The organism is Lysobacter auxotrophicus, from assembly GCF_027924565.1.
Classification (GTDB): domain Bacteria; phylum Pseudomonadota; class Gammaproteobacteria; order Xanthomonadales; family Xanthomonadaceae; genus Lysobacter_J; species Lysobacter_J auxotrophicus.
Map to the genome: position 1 here is coordinate 492,750 of NZ_AP027041.1, position 16,082 is coordinate 508,831.

15 protein-coding genes are annotated in these 16,082 nt (G+C 69.2%); 5 read left to right on the forward strand and 10 right to left on the reverse strand.

Annotated features, from left to right (window positions below; all coding sequences use genetic code 11):
• Positions 1–31: 31 nt before the first annotated feature.
• Genes LA521A_RS02090 through LA521A_RS02105 form a run of 4 tightly spaced genes read right to left on the reverse strand, consistent with a single transcriptional unit; the run spans position 32 to position 3,673 of the window.
• Entirely contained in the window at positions 32–1,315 is a 1,284-nt protein-coding gene (locus LA521A_RS02090) for a TRAP transporter large permease (protein WP_281780738.1), read from the reverse strand.
• Positions 1,315–1,824 (reverse strand): TRAP transporter small permease, encoded by a 510-nt coding sequence (locus LA521A_RS02095; protein ID WP_281780739.1) that lies wholly within the window; start codon positions 1,822–1,824, stop codon positions 1,315–1,317. The genes LA521A_RS02090 and LA521A_RS02095 overlap by 1 nt, the downstream gene beginning before the upstream one ends.
• Positions 1,825–1,832: 8 nt before the next feature.
• Complete coding sequence (locus LA521A_RS02100; RefSeq protein WP_281780740.1) at positions 1,833–2,843, reverse strand: TRAP transporter substrate-binding protein; 1,011 nt, start codon at positions 2,841–2,843, stop codon at positions 1,833–1,835.
• Positions 2,840–3,673, reverse strand: coding sequence for a 2-keto-4-pentenoate hydratase (locus tag LA521A_RS02105; protein ID WP_281780741.1), 834 nt, complete (start codon positions 3,671–3,673; stop codon positions 2,840–2,842). The genes LA521A_RS02100 and LA521A_RS02105 overlap by 4 nt, the downstream gene beginning before the upstream one ends.
• Positions 3,674–3,778: 105 nt before the next feature.
• Here LA521A_RS02105 and LA521A_RS02110 point away from each other — a divergent pair, with 105 nt between their 5' ends.
• Positions 3,779–5,155, forward strand: coding sequence for a pectate lyase family protein (locus tag LA521A_RS02110; protein WP_281780742.1), 1,377 nt, complete (start codon positions 3,779–3,781; stop codon positions 5,153–5,155).
• Between the two features lie 157 nt (positions 5,156–5,312).
• On the opposite strand, the gene LA521A_RS02115 is transcribed toward LA521A_RS02110, so the two are convergent.
• The 3 genes from LA521A_RS02115 to LA521A_RS02125 form a co-directional block, all read right to left on the reverse strand.
• Positions 5,313–6,068 carry a rhamnogalacturonan acetylesterase gene (locus LA521A_RS02115; RefSeq protein ID WP_281780743.1) on the reverse strand — a complete coding sequence of 252 codons (756 nt, stop codon included), beginning with the start codon at positions 6,066–6,068 and terminating at the stop codon, positions 5,313–5,315.
• Between the two features lie 93 nt (positions 6,069–6,161).
• Entirely contained in the window at positions 6,162–7,169 is a 1,008-nt protein-coding gene (locus LA521A_RS02120; protein WP_281780744.1) for a pectinesterase family protein, read from the reverse strand.
• 206 nt (positions 7,170–7,375) lie between these two features.
• Complete coding sequence (locus LA521A_RS02125; RefSeq protein ID WP_281780745.1) at positions 7,376–8,713, reverse strand: pectate lyase family protein; 1,338 nt, start codon at positions 8,711–8,713, stop codon at positions 7,376–7,378.
• Positions 8,714–8,745: 32 nt separating this feature from the next.
• On the opposite strand from LA521A_RS02125, the gene LA521A_RS02130 reads away from it, so the two are divergent.
• A complete protein-coding gene (locus LA521A_RS02130; protein WP_281780746.1) occupies positions 8,746–8,904 on the forward strand; it encodes a hypothetical protein in 159 nt (52 codons plus the stop codon).
• Between the two features lie 50 nt (positions 8,905–8,954).
• Here LA521A_RS02130 and LA521A_RS02135 read toward each other — a convergent pair whose 3' ends face one another.
• Entirely contained in the window at positions 8,955–11,798 is a 2,844-nt protein-coding gene (locus tag LA521A_RS02135; RefSeq protein ID WP_281780747.1) for a TonB-dependent receptor, read from the reverse strand.
• Between the two features lie 268 nt (positions 11,799–12,066).
• Here LA521A_RS02135 and LA521A_RS02140 point away from each other — a divergent pair, with 268 nt between their 5' ends.
• From LA521A_RS02140 to LA521A_RS02150, 3 genes are all read left to right on the forward strand, one after another.
• Entirely contained in the window at positions 12,067–13,074 is a 1,008-nt protein-coding gene (locus tag LA521A_RS02140) for a sugar kinase (protein ID WP_281780748.1), read from the forward strand.
• Entirely contained in the window at positions 13,061–13,696 is a 636-nt protein-coding gene (eda, locus tag LA521A_RS02145) for a bifunctional 4-hydroxy-2-oxoglutarate aldolase/2-dehydro-3-deoxy-phosphogluconate aldolase (protein ID WP_281780749.1), read from the forward strand. The genes LA521A_RS02140 and eda overlap by 14 nt, the downstream gene beginning before the upstream one ends.
• A gap of 192 nt (positions 13,697–13,888) precedes the next feature.
• Positions 13,889–14,272: an HU family DNA-binding protein gene (locus LA521A_RS02150; protein WP_281780750.1), complete on the forward strand. Its 384-nt coding sequence runs from the start codon at positions 13,889–13,891 to the stop codon at positions 14,270–14,272.
• Positions 14,273–14,392: 120 nt separating this feature from the next.
• Here the strand turns inward: LA521A_RS02150 and LA521A_RS02155 are convergent, their stop codons facing one another.
• Both LA521A_RS02155 and LA521A_RS02160 read right to left on the reverse strand, forming a co-directional pair.
• Entirely contained in the window at positions 14,393–15,007 is a 615-nt protein-coding gene (locus LA521A_RS02155) for a nucleotidyltransferase family protein (RefSeq protein WP_281780751.1), read from the reverse strand.
• A gap of 10 nt (positions 15,008–15,017) precedes the next feature.
• Positions 15,018–16,025, reverse strand: coding sequence for an XdhC family protein (locus tag LA521A_RS02160; protein ID WP_281780752.1), 1,008 nt, complete (start codon positions 16,023–16,025; stop codon positions 15,018–15,020).
• Between the last annotated feature and the right edge of the window lie 57 nt (positions 16,026–16,082).

Genomic DNA, 16,082 nt, shown 5'->3' on the forward strand with positions numbered 1-16,082 from the left:
CGTCCCGCACGATCCATGCCGACGAAATTCCTCAAGCCTTCAGCGCCGCCGGCAGCCACAGCGACAACGCCGGCACGAAGGCGACCACCAGCAGCACCGCGAGGCCGGCCAGCCAGAACGGCCAGATGGTGCGCATGCTCTGGCCGATGCTGATCTTGCCGATCGACGTGCCGACGAAGAGCACGGAGCCCAGCGGGGGGCTGATCAGGCTCAGGCCGCCCTTGAGCACCAGGATCACGCCGAAATGCACCGGGTCGATGCCGATGGCGCGGGCCACCGGCAGGAAGATCGGCGTGCAGATCAGGATCATCGGCGCCAGGTCCAGGAACGTGCCCAGCACCAGCAGCACCAGGATCATCAGCAGCAGCATCAGGTTGCGGTCCTGGGTCAGCCCGGTGAGGAAATCCACCGATGCCGACGGCACCTGCAGGTAGGCCAGCAACCAGCCGAACACCGCCGCGGTGGCGATCACGAACAGGATCGCGCCCGCGCTGCGCGCCGCGTGCACGACCGTGCCGAGGAACTCGCGCCACGGCATCTGCCGGTACAGCACGCTGGTGACCAGCAGCGCGTAGACGACCGCGATCGCCGCGCTTTCCACCGCGGTGAAGATGCCCGCGCGGATGCCGACGAAGATCAGCGCGACCAGCCCCAGGCCCGGCAGCGCCGACACCAGGCGCAGCGCGACGGCGCGCCAGCCGGGGAAGATCTCCACGCCGTAGCCGCGGTGCCGCGCGACCGCGTAGCAGGTGACCATCAGCACCACGGTCATCAGCAGCGCGGGCACGATGCCGGCGGCGAACAGGTCGGCGATCGACAACCCGCCGCCGGCCGCGGCCGAATACAGGATCAGGTTGTGCGACGGCGGCACGAGCAGCGCGACGAGCGCGGCGGTGATGCACACGTTCACCGCGAAGTCGCGGTCGTAACCGCGTTGCACCATCTGCGGGATCATCGTGCCGCCGACCGCGGAGACGTCCGCCAGCGCCGAACCCGACACGCCTCCGAAGAACAGCGACGAGAGGATGCTCACCTGGCCCAGGCCGCCGCGCATGCGCCCGACCAGCGACGAGGCGAGGCTGATGAGGCGCTCGGAAATGCCGCCGCGCATCATGATCTCGCCGGCGAAGATGAAGAGCGGGATGGCGATGAGGCTCGCCGAACCCGATCCCGCCGACACCTGCTGCACCATCACGATGGAGGGCACGTCCAGGTACAGCAGCGTCGCGAGCGAGGCCGCCGCGAGCGCGTAGGCCACCGGCACCCCGAGCACGAGCAGCACGCCGAACGCGACGAAGAGCAGTGCGATCGCCATCAGTGGACCTCCGCCGCCGGGGCGTCATGCAGCATCTGGGAAACCGCGAACAGCGCCATCAGCGCACCGCCGACCGCGAGCGGCAGGTAGTCGATGCTCTCCGGCATCGGCGCGCCGGCCGTGGGGATGTGCACGCCATCGACGAACAGCACGCCGCCCCAGTACGCGAGCATCAGCCCGATGATCACCACCACCGCCGATTGCAGCAGGTGCACGGCGTGCTTCGCGCGCGGGCCCATCGCATCGGCCAGCAGCGAGAACGCGAAGTGCCGGCGCGTGTGCACGCCCGCCGCCGCGCCCATGCTCATCGCGGTGCTCAGCATCAGCAGCGTCACCGGTTCGGTCCAGCTGGGCGAATCGTTGAGCACGTAGCGCGCGATCACCTGCCAGCCCTGCACCAGGACGAGCATCAGCAGTGCGAACGCCGCCGTGGCGATCGTCCAGCCGGCCAGGCGGTCGCAGGTGCGTTGGAGGATCGAGGAAGGAACCGGGGTCACGGTGGCGTCCATGGGAATCCTCACGCGAGATCGCGGATTTGCCGGTACAGCGCGTCGATCGCCGGATCGCCGCGGTAGTGCGCGAGCAGCGGCTGCGCGGCGGCGCGGAAGGCGGGGATGTCGCATTCGTTGAACGCCACGCCGGCCTCCTTCACGATGCGCCGCGCGTCGTCTTCCTGCTGCGCCCAGAGCCTGCGCATCACGCCGACCGACTCGCGCGCCAGGCGCAGCAGCGTGTCGCGATCGCGCGGTTCCAGCGAATCGAAGGTCTTGCGCGACAGCAGCAGCACGTCGGGCGCCCACGAATGGTCGCTGTGCGACCAGTAGCGCGCCGCCTCGAAGTGCCGGCTCGACTGGAAACTGCGGATGTTGTTTTCCGCACCGTCGATCATGTGCGTTTCCATGCCGGAGAACACTTCGCCCAGCGGCAGCGGCGTCGGGTTCGCGCCGAACAGGCGCAGCATGCGGATGAAGATGTCCGAGACCGGCACGCGGATCTTCAACCCGTGCAGGTCGGCCGGCGTCACGATCGGATGCTTGATGTTGTAGAAGCAGCGCGGGCCGCTGTCGTAGATCGCAAGGCCGACGAGGCCGCGCGACTGGAACCCGCGCAACACCTGCGCGCCGACGTCGCCGTCGATCGCGCGGCGCAGGTGCTGCGTCGAATCGAACACGTACGGCAGGCACAGCGCCTGCGTGAGCGGGAAGGCGTTGTTCAGCGCGCCGGTGTACACGCGCGTGATGGCGATGGCGCCGAAGCGCGCCATGTCGATGGCTTCCGATTCGCGGCCCAGTTGTCCCGCGTGGTACATGCGCAGGCGCAGGCGGCCGCGGGTCTCGCGCTCGAGCTGTTCGCCGATCCACTGCACCGCCTGCACGGTCGGGTAGTCCTTCACGTGCACGTCGGTGGCGGTGAGTACGCGCGCCGGCTCGGCGGCGCGCAGCGCATCGGGCACTGCGCCCGCGGCGCAGGCGGCGGTCAGGCCCGCGAGGAAACGACGTCGATGCTGTCCCTGCCGGCCTTCGGTCATGCGCGCCCCTCGAACGGTTCGGCCGCGACGGCGTTGCAGTGAATCTCGCCCCATTCGCCGAAGCTCACGCGCGCGCGCTGCCCGGCGAGGATGTCGTGGATGCCGGTCGCCGCGCCCGTGGTCACCAGCATGCCGCGTTTGAGCGGATGGCCGCGGCTGGCGCAACGCGACAGCGCGAACGCGAGCGCCGCGAGCAGGCCGCCGGCGATCGACGCCGCGCCGCCTTCGCCGACCAGGTGGCCGTCGATGAAGGTCTCGCAGGTGAGTTCGTCCGCGCCGCGACGCTGCCAGTCGGTGATTTCCGTGCCTAGCACCAGCCCGGTGTTGTTGCCGAAATCCGACACCACCACCGGCGGGCCGAGCACGTTGATCAGCGGCAGCGGGCTGCCGGCCAGTTCGATGCCCACGTGCAGCGCGGCGACGAGGTCGGCCGCCTCGCCCGCGGTGTACTCGGTCTTCTCGGGCTTCGCGTCGCGGGCTATGCGAAACACGAATTCGGCTTCCACCGCGGCGAAGCCGCCGGGGATCACCGGGAACGTCGAAGCCTCGCCCGGCGGTGGCGCCTGCACGGCGCCTTCGAAGATCGGCCCGACCAGGCGTTCCTCGCCGAGCGTGGCTTCCCAGTCGGCGGGAATCTTGCCGACCTTCCAGCCCACCACCGGGCGATCCCACAGCGCGATGGCGGCGTCCTGGCAGGCATAGCCTTCATCCAGGCCGGCGGGCACGCTGCCGGGATACTCCGGCAGCGCCTGCGCCTGCCGGCGCGCATCGACCAGTCGCCGGGCAATCGTTGCGCTGTCACTGCCCGCGTCGGGCGCGTGTTTGTCCATGCGGCGGCGATCCCCTGAGATTCGGCTGTGGGGATGTTGTATAGGAAACCGGTGTCATTGACAATCGGGCGACTACACTCGGAACACGGCTCGGGGAGGGGACGGATGGGGACGCATCACCGGAACGGCAGGATTCACGGGTTCGCACGCGCGCTGGCGACCGCCGCGCTGCTGGTGTCGATGGCCGCCGCGAGCAGTTCGGCCGCGCCGGCCGGGCTGCAGGCCTTGTCCACCGGGACACCCGACCTCGCCTTCCCGGGCGCGCAGGGCTGGGCCGCGCATACGCCGGGGGGACGGGGCGGGAAGATCGTGCGCGTGACGACGCTCGCCGCCGACGGCCCGGGCTCGTTCGCCGAAGCGCTCGCGACGAAGGGCCCGCGCATCGTCGTGTTCGAAGTGGGCGGCGTGATCGACCTGGGGATGAAGGAGCTGCGCATCACCGAGCCCTTCCTCACCGTCGCCGGGCAGACCGCGCCGCAGCCGGGCATCACCTTCATCAAGGGCGGCCTGACCATCGCGACGCACGACGTGGTGATCCGCCACATCCGCATGCGCCCGGGCGACGGCGGCATGCCGAAGTTTTCCGGCGACATCGACGCGATCACCACCGTGCGCGGCGCGCGCGACGTGATCGTCGACCACTGCTCGCTGACGTGGGCGACGGACGAAAACCTGTCGGCGTCGAGCACGCGCTTTTACGGCGAAGACGAGAAGGCGTGGATGGAGGCGGCGTCGCGCCGCATCACCTACAGCCACAACATCATCGCCGAAGGCCTGTCGAACGCGACGCACAAGAAGGGCGAGCATTCCAAGGGGTCGCTGATCCACGACCACGTCAACGACGTGCTGATCGTCGGCAACCTCTATGCGCACAACTACGAGCGCAACCCGCTGTTCAAGGGCGGCGCGCGCGGGCAGGTGATCAACAACCTGATCTACGACCCGGGCCAGCGCGCCGTGCACTACAACCTGATCGCCGAGGAATGGCTGGGGCATCCGTATTCGCGCGGGCAGGTCATCGCGCGCGGCAACGTGATGCGCGCGGGCATCTCGACGGAGGACGTCGCCTTCTTCGAAGTGGGCGGTTCGGGCGATGTCGACGTGTTCTTCGAGGACAACCTCGCGGTCGACCGCATCGGCAACCCGCTGCCGCAGCAGGGCCGCTACACCACGACGCCGATCGGCGTGGATGCGATTTCGCGTGCGCCGGCGCTGCCGTTCGGCGTGACGCTGCTGCCCGCGTCGAAGGTGCAGGACGCGGTGATCGCGAACGCGGGCGCGCGTCCGTGGGATCGCGACGACGTGGACCGCCGCATCCTCGCCGATACGATCGAAGGACGCGGCCGCATCATCGACAGCCAGGAGCAGGTCGGCGGGTATCCGGTGCAGAAGGAAACGCGGCAGGCGTTCGTGCCGGCGGATTGGGATCTGGACACGATGGAACCGCTGAAGCCCCTGCCGCGGCGGGAACCATTGAAGTAGCCGTCCGACCTTGGCTTTCGGCTTTCGGCCTTCATGGCCTTCCTTTCGACGGCGACAGCGACACGCTCCGCGTTTGTAGCCCGGGTAAGCGAAGCGCACCCGGGGCGGAGAAGCGATCGCGCCCCCGGGTGCGCTTCGCTTACCCGGACTACAACGGCTACAGCGGCGCTCCACTTGCCGCATCCGCCGGCAACACGATCCCCAACTCCCGCCACGCCGCTGCGAACTCCCGCGCCATCCGCGCCGCGCCCTTCGGCGAGAAATGCGTGCTGTCCTGCACGCCCTGCGGATAGTTCGCGTGTTCGCCAGGCGAAAGCCACAGGAACAGGGCCTTGGATGCCTCGACGCCCGCCTCCTGCAGCACGGCCGAACTGCGCCGCTCCATGTCGATCAACGCGACGCCCTCGCGTGCGGCGAGCGCGCGCACGAGGTCCGGATACCCGCCATGGCTCGGCACCAGCCGCCCCTCGTCGTCGAAGCGCCGCCGCGCCACGGGCGTGAGCAGCACCGGTGTCGCGTGCTTCGTGCGCACGTCGGCGACGAAACGCCCAAGGTTGCGCGCGTAATCCGCCGGCGGCGTGTAGCGGTCCGGCTTCTCGATCGACTGATCGTTGTGGCCGAACTGGATGAGCACGATGTCGCCCGGCTTCGTCGATTCCAGCAAGGCGTCCCACCGGCCCTCGGACAGGAAGGTGCGCGTGCTGCGGCCGTTCATCGCGCGGTTGTCGACGACGACCGTGCCCGGCGGGAACTGCTCGGCGAGGAACTCGCCCCAGCCGGTTTCCGGGCGCTTTTCCGCGCGCTTGACCGACATCGTCGAATCGCCGGCGAGGTGGATGGTGACCGGCGGTGCTGCGCGAGCGGGTGCGAGCAGTGCGAACGACACCAGTGCCGTGAAAAGCGGTTTGAGCATCGAAGTCGTCCGAAGCTGCTGGCCTGGGTCCCGGCGTTCGCCGGGATGACGATGTGATGTGATGCCGTGCTACATGATGGCGATGGCAAGCGATCAGCCCCGCTGCCATCCGTCGAGCACGCGTTCCCGCGAGTAGGCGCGCGCGCGCTCGTTCGTGAGAAGCCGGCGCGAATCGGAGCGATGCGCGCCCGGCCCGCGGCTCGCGTGCTCGAACAGGCGCGCATCGCCGGGCGGCAGCATCACGCGGCGGCCGTCGCGCGCGGTGTAGCCCATCTCGTCCCAGCCGCGCGCATCGATGTGCGCCTCCATCCAGCAGTCCAGGTACACCGCGGCGCCGACGGCGTCCGGGTCGCCGTACTTGCCGTCGGGAAACGTGCGACCCGGCCGCCATGCGCGGCCGAGCGCGACGGTTCCGTCGGGAATCTCCGCGTCGCGCGTCAGCCGGCAACGCACGAACGTCAGGCCGTACGCCTGCGCCGACGGCGTGCACGGCACCGCGACGTAACCCTGCCGTTCCTTGCCCGGGCGGAAGCGCGAATGCAGTTCGCACTGCTCGAACAGCGCATTGCCGCCGCCGAAGATGAAATCGACGCTCCCGCTGATGCGGCAATCGCGAAAGGCGCTGCGCCCGGCGTCGGCGAACAGCGTGTCCTGGTGGCCGATGAAATCCACGCGCTCGAACGACGCCCGATCGGAGCCGGCATCGAGCATCAGCGCCACCGCCTGCGCGGCGTTCGGCCCGACGGGCTCGAACTTCGGCGTCGCGAGATTGCCGACGTAATCGAAGGCGTTCTCGATGGTGAGGTTCGCGGCGCGGAAATCCGGCGCGCGCACGGTGACGCTCGCGCAGCCCCACGTGCCCCACGGCTCGCCGTCGGGGCGCGCCATGCCGGCGGCGGCGTCGAAGGTGAGCACGCTGCCCGCGCGGTCTTCGCCGATGAGATGGATGTTCGGTTTGTCGATGACGAGCTTCTCGTGCCAGCGGCCGCGGGTGATGAGGATGCGGTGGGGCCTGGCACTGTTCGAGGGCGCTGCGGCGAGGGCATCTCCGATGCTGGCGAAGGTCGGCGTGCCTTCGCGAGGCGTCTTGGCAACGACCACGTCGAAGCAGCTCCCCTCCCCCTGCTCGCAGGGGGAGGCTGGGAGGAGGTTGTGAGGCGCGCCAGCGCCGAGCTCGCCGCCTTGCGGCTTCGCGACCCCTCCCCAACCCTCCCCTGCAAGCAGGGGAGGGGGTAACAGCAGCAGGGCGGGCGGGAGGAGCGAAGCGTGCAGGAAGCGACGACGCTGCGCGAAGGTCGCACTCGACGTCACTTGAACGGCCCCGCCCCCAGCACCACCGAGATCGGCACCACAACGGTCGGGTCGATGCGCCGATACAGCGTCGGCGTCCAGCCCACGTCGTTCGACAGCGGCACCGGGTTGGCCGCGTTGTACGCATCGACCACGTCCACGCGCGCGTGCTTGGAGACCCCGTTGCGCATCGTGCCTTCGTCATGCAGCGCGGTGCCGTTGAATCGCTCGGCGAACAGATCCGGCGTCACCGCCGACGGCACGACGAAGTGGTTGTTCTGCGCGAAGATCTTCGATTCGATGCCCGCGCCCCAGCTGTACGCATACGTCTGCGCGCCATCGGCGGTCAGCGTGTACTGGTTGTTGAACACGTGCACCTGGCCGTAGCGCACGCGCGGCACGCGCTGGCCGAGGTCGTGGAAGAGGTTGTGGTGCAGCGTCACGCGCAGCTTGTCGCGATCGGCAACGGCGCTGTCGGACGAGCCGATCAGCATCGCCTTGTCGTGGTTCGCCATCAGGTTCCATGACACGGTGACGAAGTCCGATTCGTTGGTGACGTCGACCAGACCGTCGTGGCGCTGGTAGAGACGGCCGAAATACGTCGGCGCATCTTCGTCGCGCGTGGCGACGTCGAGCATCGCGTTATGGTCGATCCACACGTGCGTCGCGTTGCGCACCGAAATCGCGTCGTACAGCGCGTTCCAGTTGCCGTCGGCGCCGTCGGTCGGCGACCACTGCGGGAAGCAGTCGGCGCTGTCGACCAGCACCAGGTTGCGCACGATGACGTTCATCGGCTGGTTGCCGGTGGTCGAACCGGGGCGGATGTCGAGCCACGCGCCGCGCAGCCCGTCGCCGTGGTTCGCGCCGATGATCGTGGTGTTGGCGGGCACGCGGATGCGCACGCGGGCCTGCTGCGCCGAAGCGGACGCCGCGCGTGCACGCTCCTGCGGGCCGTTGGGATTCACGCGTCCCCAGGTCGCCGGGTCGTAGGCGGCGAGGAACGCGTCCAGCGAGTACAGCTCGCCGGTCTGCGGATCCGGGCGGGCGTAGTCGGCGCAGGTGAGCGGTTGGCCGGTCGCATCGACGTTCGCATCGATCATGCCTTCGATGCGGACGATCTTCGGCGTGGCGTCGGGGAAATTCAGCGCGGCCACGAGTGCGTTGCGGTCGGACACGGTGAACACGTGCGCGTCATCGGCCGCGGAACCGCCGGTGGTGCCGTAGGGCAAGGCGGCGGTGGGGTGCGATGCCCAGCCGTCGTCCGGTGCGATGGTCTGTCGCGCGGGATCCTGGGCCGCATGCGCGAGCAGCGGCAGCGCGAAGGTGAGGGTGGCGAAGGTGGTGCGGACGCTCATCGTTGCGGCTCCTTGGGTGAGGAACGGGGAACGTGAACCTGCTGGTGCTGCGTCTTGGTGCGGTTGCTCGCTTCGGCGGCGTCGGAATGCTTCTATCCGACGCGCCCGGGACGTTCGATTACGTGATGTATGCCGCCATGGGTTCCCGGCTTCGCAGGGACGGCGATGCAGGTGTTGCGGGCCCGTGCTGAAAAGAAAGGGTGGGAGCCTGCGCTCCCACCCATTCTCCATCGCCCATCCGTCAGAACTTGTAACGCGCGCCGAGGAAGTACTGGCGCCCGGTGTGGTGGTAGACCGAGGCGCGATCGCCGATCGAATCGACCCACTGGTCCTGGAATTCGTCGGTCAGGTTCAGGCCTTCCAGCGTCAGTTCGAAGTGGTCGTTGATCCGGTACGACGCCGACATGTCGATGGTCAGCGTTTCGGCCGTGCCTTCCACGTCGTTGTTGTTGCGGCCCGGCACGGTGGTCAGGTAGTCGTCGCGATACGCCGCCGACACGCGCGCGCTGAACTTGTCGCCTTCGTAATAGAGCGTCGCGTTGTAGGCGTTCTTCGAAAGTCCCGTCAGGTCCGTGCGCAGCGAGGTCGCGCCGGCCGCGGTCATGTACTGGATCTTCGAATCGACGTAGGTGTAGTTCAGCTGCACGCCGAAGTCGCTCCAGAAGCCGGGCAGGAACACGAACGGCTGCTGGTAGGTGAATTCCAGGCCCTTCAGCGGACCGCCCGGGGTGTTTAGCGGGATGTTGAACTGGAAGTCGTCGTTCACCGTCGCGCCGGTGCCGTCGAGCAGGCTCGCTGGCAGCCCGGAGGTCGAGTACGGCCGCGTTTCGCGCGAGGTCTGCACGAAGCTGTCGATGTCCTTGTAGAACAGGCCCAGCGCGAGCAGCGATTCCTCGGCGAAGTACCACTCGAACGACAGGTCCGCGGTCTTCGCGCGGAACGGATCGAGCAGCGGGTTGCCGCCGTTCACGACGCGATTACCGCCGGAGACGTTCACCGTCACGCCCGGCGTCAGGTTGCCCAGGCCGGGGCGCGCCATCACCTTCGCTGCGGCGAAGCGGATCAGGAAGTCCGGCGTCACGTCGGCGACGAGGTTCAGCGACGGCAGCGTGTCTTCGTAGCTGCGTTCGACGGTGGTCAGCACGGGTTGGCCGCCCACGGTGGACCAGCCGGTGGAACTCTGCCGCGTGGTGACCTGGCGCACGCCGAAGTTGCCGCTCAGCGGAAGCGAGCCGATCTGCGTGGTGAAGTCGCCTTGCAGCCAGAAGCCCTGGTCGCGCTCGGTCACGGTGCGGTTGTTGCCCAGCACCGAGGCCACCTGGTTGCTGACGGCGAAGATGCCGGTGTCGCTGTAGATGTCGAACGCGCGGTTGAACGCGTCGATGTCGGGGATCAGCCAGCGGCCGTCGCCGACGTTGCCGATGTCTTCCAGCTGGATCGTGCGGGTGAAGTCGGCCATGGACGAGCCGGCCGGCAGCGCGGGGACGACAAGCTCGGACGCGCGGCGTTCCTCGCGCGACTGGAACGTGTATTCCTTGAACTGACCGCCGCCCTTCAGCGTGAAGCTGTCGGTCAGCGCCCACGACATGCCCAGCGACACGTTGTCGATGGTGTTGTCGGCGTACTGCGGGCGCAGGCGGATTTCCGACACGCCGTTGATGAACGCCCACTGCGCCGGGTCGTTCACGTCGAAGCCGTTGGTGATGACCGGCAGGCGATCGTTGTTGCGGTAATCCCAGGTGTAGTTCTGCGCGTTGGTGCGATCCAGCGTGATGGTCGTCTGGATGGGGTTCTCGAACTCGGACTTCGCGCGGCCGCCTTCGAAATGCAGCTTGAAGTCGTCGGTGAGCTCGTGGTCGGCGTAGAAGTTGAACTGGGTGAACTTGGTTTCCAGCTCGTCGTAGCGCGCTTCGGAGCGCACGTCGACGTTGTTGAAACGGCCGTAGACCAGGTTGCCGCGTTCGTCGACCACGCTTTCCAGCACCACCGTTTCCGGCTTGCCGCTGGCGCCGGCCGCGCGGCACGCGGCGCCGGCGTTGCCCGTGGCGCACGCGCCACGGCTGAACGACAGGCCGTTGAGGAAGTTCTCGGTGCGCGTGGCGTCGAGGTCGGCGTACATCACGTCCAGGCCGAGCGAGGTCTTGTCGGTCGGATCGAACTGCAGCGACGCGGTGACGCCCAGGCGCTCCTGCTCGTGCTCCATCACGCCGTAGCGCGGGATGCGCGGGTGGAAGACGCTGGTCGATTCGGCCGCCGGCGTGCCGGCGAAGCCGCCGCTGCTGGTGCCGTTGTCCCAGCGCACGGTGCTGTGGCCTTCCTCGAGCAGGCGGCGCTTGGTGTAGGCCACCGAGAGCAGCGCGCCGAAACGGTTGTCGGCCCAGGTGTTGCTGATCAGCATGGTCGCGCGCGGATCCAGGTCGGACGCGAGGTCGTTGTAGCCCAGCTGCGCGCCGGTGACGAAGGTGAAGCCGTCGTAGTCGAACGGACGCGCGGTCTGCAGGTCGACCGTCGCGCCGAGCGCGCCTTCCTCGATGTCGGCCGAGGAGGTCTTGCGCACGGTGATGCTGTTGAACAGTTCGGAGGCGAAGACGTTGAAGTCGAAGCCGCGGCCGCGGTTCGCGCCGCCGGAGCTGTCGGTGCCGCCGGTGGTGGTCAGCGCCTCCATGCCGTTGATGCGCACGCGGGTGAACTGGCTGTCCAGGCCGCGCACGGAGATGTTGCGGCCTTCACCGGCATCGCGCGAGATCGACACGCCGGGTATGCGCTGCAGCGATTCGGCGAGGTTGAGGTCCGGGAAGTCGGCAATGTCCTCGGCGACGATCGCATCGACCACGCCGATCTCGCTGCGCTTCTTGTCCAGCGCTTTTTCCAGCGCGCCGCGGAAGCCGGTGACCGTGACCGTGTCCAGTTCGGTCGGCGGTGCATCCGCGGCGGGCGCGGCGGCGGTGGTGGTGGCCGGTGCAGTGGATGCGCTGGCCGCGGCGTCCTGCGCGAGGGCGCTCGCGGCGCTCAGCTGCAGCGCGAGGCCGATCGAGGCGGCCAGCAAGGTAACCGGTGTCTTTTTTGGTCCACGCTGAAATTGCATAGGTTCTCCCCTCCCATATGGCACTACAGCTCAAAGGTGCTTGTTGACTGGCTTACGGTGCTTGCTATCGTGTTCCGGTCGGCGAAATGACACCGATGGTCAAAACCCTAGCACCTGAGTCGGCCGTCCGCATGCTGCGGTGCGCCATGAGCCCGCCGGAGCCCGGTCGCTGTAAGGCGGGACGGGCCGGGGAGCAGGCAGAATCGTCGCGTTTGGATTCCATGGGGAAGGCAATGAGCGCAATGAGCGGCGTAGTGGGGAGCACGGCGTGAGCCGCGTGGTCTGTTTCGGTGAGCTGCTGCTGCGCCTGTCCGCGCCCGGCCGCGAGCGCGTGCTGCAATCGCCGTCGCTGGACGTGCACATCGGCGGCGCCGAGGCCAACGTCGCGGTGCTGCTCGCGCAGCTGGGCCACGACGCGGCGATGGTGTCGACCGTCGCCGACAACGCGCTGGGCGCCGCGGCCGTCGCGGAACTGCGCCGCCATGGCGTGGACACGCGCGCGACGCGCGCGTCGGAAGGGCGCATGGGCCTGTATTTCCTTTCGCACGGCGCGATGCAGCGCCCGAGCGAAGTGCTGTACGACCGCGCCTATTCGGCGTTCGTGCGCAACGCCGACTACGACTGGGACGCGCTGCTCGACGGCGCTTCATGGCTGCACCTGTCCGGCGTGAGCCCGGCGCTGGGCCTGGCGACCGCGCAGGCGACGATCGACGCCGCGCGCGCGGCGCGACGCCTCGGGGTCAAGGTGTCCTTCGACGGCAACTTCCGCGGCAAGCTGTGGCAGGCGTGGGATGGCGACGCCGCCGGGCTGCTGCGCCAGATCTTCGAACAGGCCGACATCGTCTTCGCCGACCACCGCGACATCGCCATCGTGCTCGGCGAACGCGTGCATTCCGAAGGCGAGCAGGCCGTCGCCGAAGCCGCCACGCGCGCATTCGCCGCGTTGCCGAACCTGCGCTGGCTCACCTGCACGCTGCGCACGCAGCACAGTGTCGACCGGCACACGCTGTCGGCGGTGATGGTCGAACGCGACGGCTCGCGTCGCCGCGCGCCCGATTACGCGCTCGACGGCATCGTCGACCGCATCGGGACCGGCGATGCGTTCGCCGGCGGCGTGCTGCACGGGCTCATCCAGGGCATGGCGCCCGCGGAAGTGCTGCATTTCGGCCTCGGCGCGGCCGTGCTCAAGCATTCGATCCCGGGCGATTTCTGCCTGGCCAGCGCGCAGGAAATCCACGACGTCACCTCGCAGGCCGGCTTCCATGTCCGCCGTTGACGCACGCGCCGTGCTGCACGGGCACCGCATCATGCCCGTGTACACGCCGGCCAGCGTCGAGGAAGCGCGCAACGTGGCGCGCGCGCTGCAGGCCGGCGGCATCGGCGCGATCGAAGTCACCCTGCGCACGCCGGTCGCGATGGGCGCGGTCGCCGCGCTCGTGCGCGAGATGCCCGACATGCGCATCGGCGCCGGCACCGTGCTCGAGGTGGAGCAACTGCGCCGGCTGAAGGACATCGGCGCGGCGTTCGCCGTGTCGCCCGGCAGCACGCGCGAACTGCTCGACGCCGCGGTCGAGCTGGAAATCGCCTACCTGCCCGGCGTGGCGACCGGCAGCGAGGTCATGGCGGCACTCGCCGCGGGCCATCGGCTGCTCAAGGTGTTTCCGGCCGAACCGATCAACGCGCTCGAACTGATCGACGCCTGGCGCGGCCCGTTCGCGCAGGCGAGCTTCTGTCCGACGGGCGGCATCGATGCCGCGCGCGCCGGCGACTACCTGCGTCGGGCGAACGTCGCCTGCCTGGGCGGTTCGTGGCTGACGCCAGCCGATGCGTTGCGCGAGGGCGACTGGGCGCGCGTGGAACGCCTCGCGCGCGAGGCGGCGTCGCTCGCGGATCGGTGACGCAGCGCGTCGAAAACCGCACATCCAAGCACCATGCCGACGCCCGCCAAGCGGCCGGATCGCCAAACTGGCCGAATTCCCGCACTTTTTCGTGAAAAACCACTTGGCGCAGCGTTTGTGTTGCCCTACATTCCGCTTGCCTAGCTGCGGTTTACGGGCATCCATCAACCATTCGAGTATCACGAGACACATATGGCGAAGACGAAGAAAGTGGCAAAGAAGGCCGCCCCGAAGAAGGCCGCTGCCAAGCCGGCCGCTCCGAAGCCGATCAAGGAAGTGCTGTCCAAGTCGGGTCTGGTCGCGCACCTGTCGGAAACGACGGGCGTGGTCGCCAAGGACGTCCGCAACGTGCTGGCCGCGCTGGAAGGCGCCGTGCACGCGTCCATCAGCAAGAAGGGCGCGGGTGCGTTCACCCTGCCGGGCCTGCTGAAGATCACCGCCGTCAGCGTTGCTGCCAAGCCGAAGCGCAAGGGCATCAACCCGTTCACCAAGGAAGAGCAGTGGTTCGCTGCCAAGCCGGCCACGGTGAAGGTCAAGGTCCGTCCGCTGAAGAAGCTGAAGGACGCCGCGGCCTGATCACCGCGCAGGATGCGGCGCGCGCAAAAGGCCGCCGCATCCTCTTGAAGGCAGTACCGGGTGAAGGCAGGAGTGAGCAGTGAGCGCGGGCCATTGCCCGCCCACTTCTGATTCCTGCCTTTACTCGTTTCTGGCTGCGTCCAGCCAGCCGCGCGATACGGCGTCGGCCACGTCGTCCGGCGTATCCAGGTCCAGCGCGAGTTCGGGCGCATCCAGCGTCCACACGCCGTCCAGCGTGCTCAGCCGCGCGCCGAAACCCGCATCGCCGCGCAACGCGCGCGCCTCGTCCAGCAGCCGCGCATCGACCACCGCCGGCACGCCGAGGCGTTCGCCATGCCGCGTCGCCGCGCAACCGACGGGCGAATGCGCGGCGCCGTCGAGCAGCGCACGCAGGTGGTGTTCCTCCAGCGCGGGTTGATCGCACACCAGGATCAGCGCCGGCGCCTCGACGCCCTGCAGCGCGTTCGCCGCCGCGGCGAGGCTGGTGGAGAGCCCGCGCGTCCAGTCCGGATTGCCGATGACTTCCAGCCGGTGGTCGATCGCGATCACCTGCAGCGCCCCCGCGACGTCGCGTTCGTACGCGCCGGTGACCACCACCAGTCGCGCCGGATGCGTGGCCGTCGCCAGTCGCACCGCGCGATGCACCAGCGCTTCGCCATCGCGCGTGAGCAGTTGTTTCGGCCGCCCCAGCCGCGTGCTGCCGCCGGCGGCGAGGACGATGGCCGTGTGCTTCATGCGGGCGCGCTCATGCCGGCACGCCGTGGAGGTGGCGCTGCAGCTGCGCGGCGATGCTCAGCGCGATCGCTTCCGGGCCGCTGCCGCCCAGGTGCAGGCCGACGGGCGAATGCAGGCGCGGCAGCAGCGCGTCGCGCGACGGCGGAGGCAGCACGCGGAACAGGTCGTCGCGACGCCGCACCGGCCCGAGCAGGCCGACGAAACCGATCGGCGCGGACGCCAACGCGTGCAGCGCCTCGCGGTCGAGTTCGAAGTTGTGGTGCATCACCAGCGCGACGTCGTGCCGCCGCGTGGCCGCGAGCAGCGCCTGCGTCGGCGTCAGGTCCGGCGCGTGGTCGGCGAGCGCGCCGGCGGCGCTCCAGCGCGGGCGACGTTCGACCAGCGTCGTCGTCGCGCCGAGCGCGCGCAGCATCGGCAGCAGGAACGGCGTTTCCGGACCCGCACCGAACACGATCACCGACGGCGCCGGCGGCACGTCCAGCGTCCAGCGCGATGGCGCGTCGGTCCAGGCGGGATCGAGCACGGCGAGGCGATGCGTCGTCGTGTCGTCGCGGGTTGCAATGTCGAGCGCGCCGTCGCGATGCACGCACACATGCAGCGCCGCGCCGTCGCGCCACGCCGCGATGCGCGCGGGCCAGTCGCCGAGCGCGGCGAGCGGCAGCAGCGCGAGGCGCAGGCGCCCGCGGCAACCGACGGCCGAGCCCGACAGCAGGTCTTCGTCGAAACGCGTGTCGATTTCCATGAAATCGAGGCGTCGCCCGCGCGCGGCGTCCTGCGCGCGCCGGGCGATTTCCGGCTCCAGGCACCCGCCGCTGAGCCAGCCGACCTGCGTCCCGTCGCCGTCGAACAACGCCATCGCGCCGGCGCGCACGTAGGTCGAGCCGCTGGTTTCCAGCACGAGCGCGAGCGTCGCGGGGACGCCGCGCCGCACTGCGTCGACGGAGGCGTCGAGCACGGCGCGCGCGCCGCCGGGCGGCATCGCGCTCGGAATCACGGCGGAGATCGACGGAAGGTCCATGCGGCTAGGATGGGCGATGTGCGGAGGCCGGCGCGTGATTGGAGCACGATGGATCGC

What these genes read in the sequence shown, in the direction of transcription:
- LA521A_RS02090 (WP_281780738.1), bottom strand. Translation starts at nt 1,315, where the DNA reads ATGGCGATCGCACTGCTCTTCGTCGCGTTCGGCGTGCTGCTCGTGCTC.
- LA521A_RS02095 (WP_281780739.1), bottom strand. Translation starts at nt 1,824, where the DNA reads ATGGACGCCACCGTGACCCCGGTTCCTTCCTCGATCCTCCAACGCACC.
- LA521A_RS02100 (WP_281780740.1), bottom strand. Translation starts at nt 2,843, where the DNA reads ATGACCGAAGGCCGGCAGGGACAGCATCGACGTCGTTTCCTCGCGGGC.
- LA521A_RS02105 (WP_281780741.1), bottom strand. Translation starts at nt 3,673, where the DNA reads ATGGACAAACACGCGCCCGACGCGGGCAGTGACAGCGCAACGATTGCC.
- LA521A_RS02110 (WP_281780742.1), top strand. Translation starts at nt 3,779, where the DNA reads ATGGGGACGCATCACCGGAACGGCAGGATTCACGGGTTCGCACGCGCG.
- LA521A_RS02115 (WP_281780743.1), bottom strand. Translation starts at nt 6,068, where the DNA reads ATGCTCAAACCGCTTTTCACGGCACTGGTGTCGTTCGCACTGCTCGCA.
- LA521A_RS02125 (WP_281780745.1), bottom strand. Translation starts at nt 8,713, where the DNA reads ATGAGCGTCCGCACCACCTTCGCCACCCTCACCTTCGCGCTGCCGCTG.
- LA521A_RS02135 (WP_281780747.1), bottom strand. Translation starts at nt 11,798, where the DNA reads ATGCAATTTCAGCGTGGACCAAAAAAGACACCGGTTACCTTGCTGGCC.
- eda (WP_281780749.1), top strand. Translation starts at nt 13,061, where the DNA reads ATGTCCGCCGTTGACGCACGCGCCGTGCTGCACGGGCACCGCATCATG.
- LA521A_RS02150 (WP_281780750.1), top strand. Translation starts at nt 13,889, where the DNA reads ATGGCGAAGACGAAGAAAGTGGCAAAGAAGGCCGCCCCGAAGAAGGCC.
- LA521A_RS02155 (WP_281780751.1), bottom strand. Translation starts at nt 15,007, where the DNA reads ATGAAGCACACGGCCATCGTCCTCGCCGCCGGCGGCAGCACGCGGCTG.
- LA521A_RS02160 (WP_281780752.1), bottom strand. Translation starts at nt 16,025, where the DNA reads ATGGACCTTCCGTCGATCTCCGCCGTGATTCCGAGCGCGATGCCGCCC.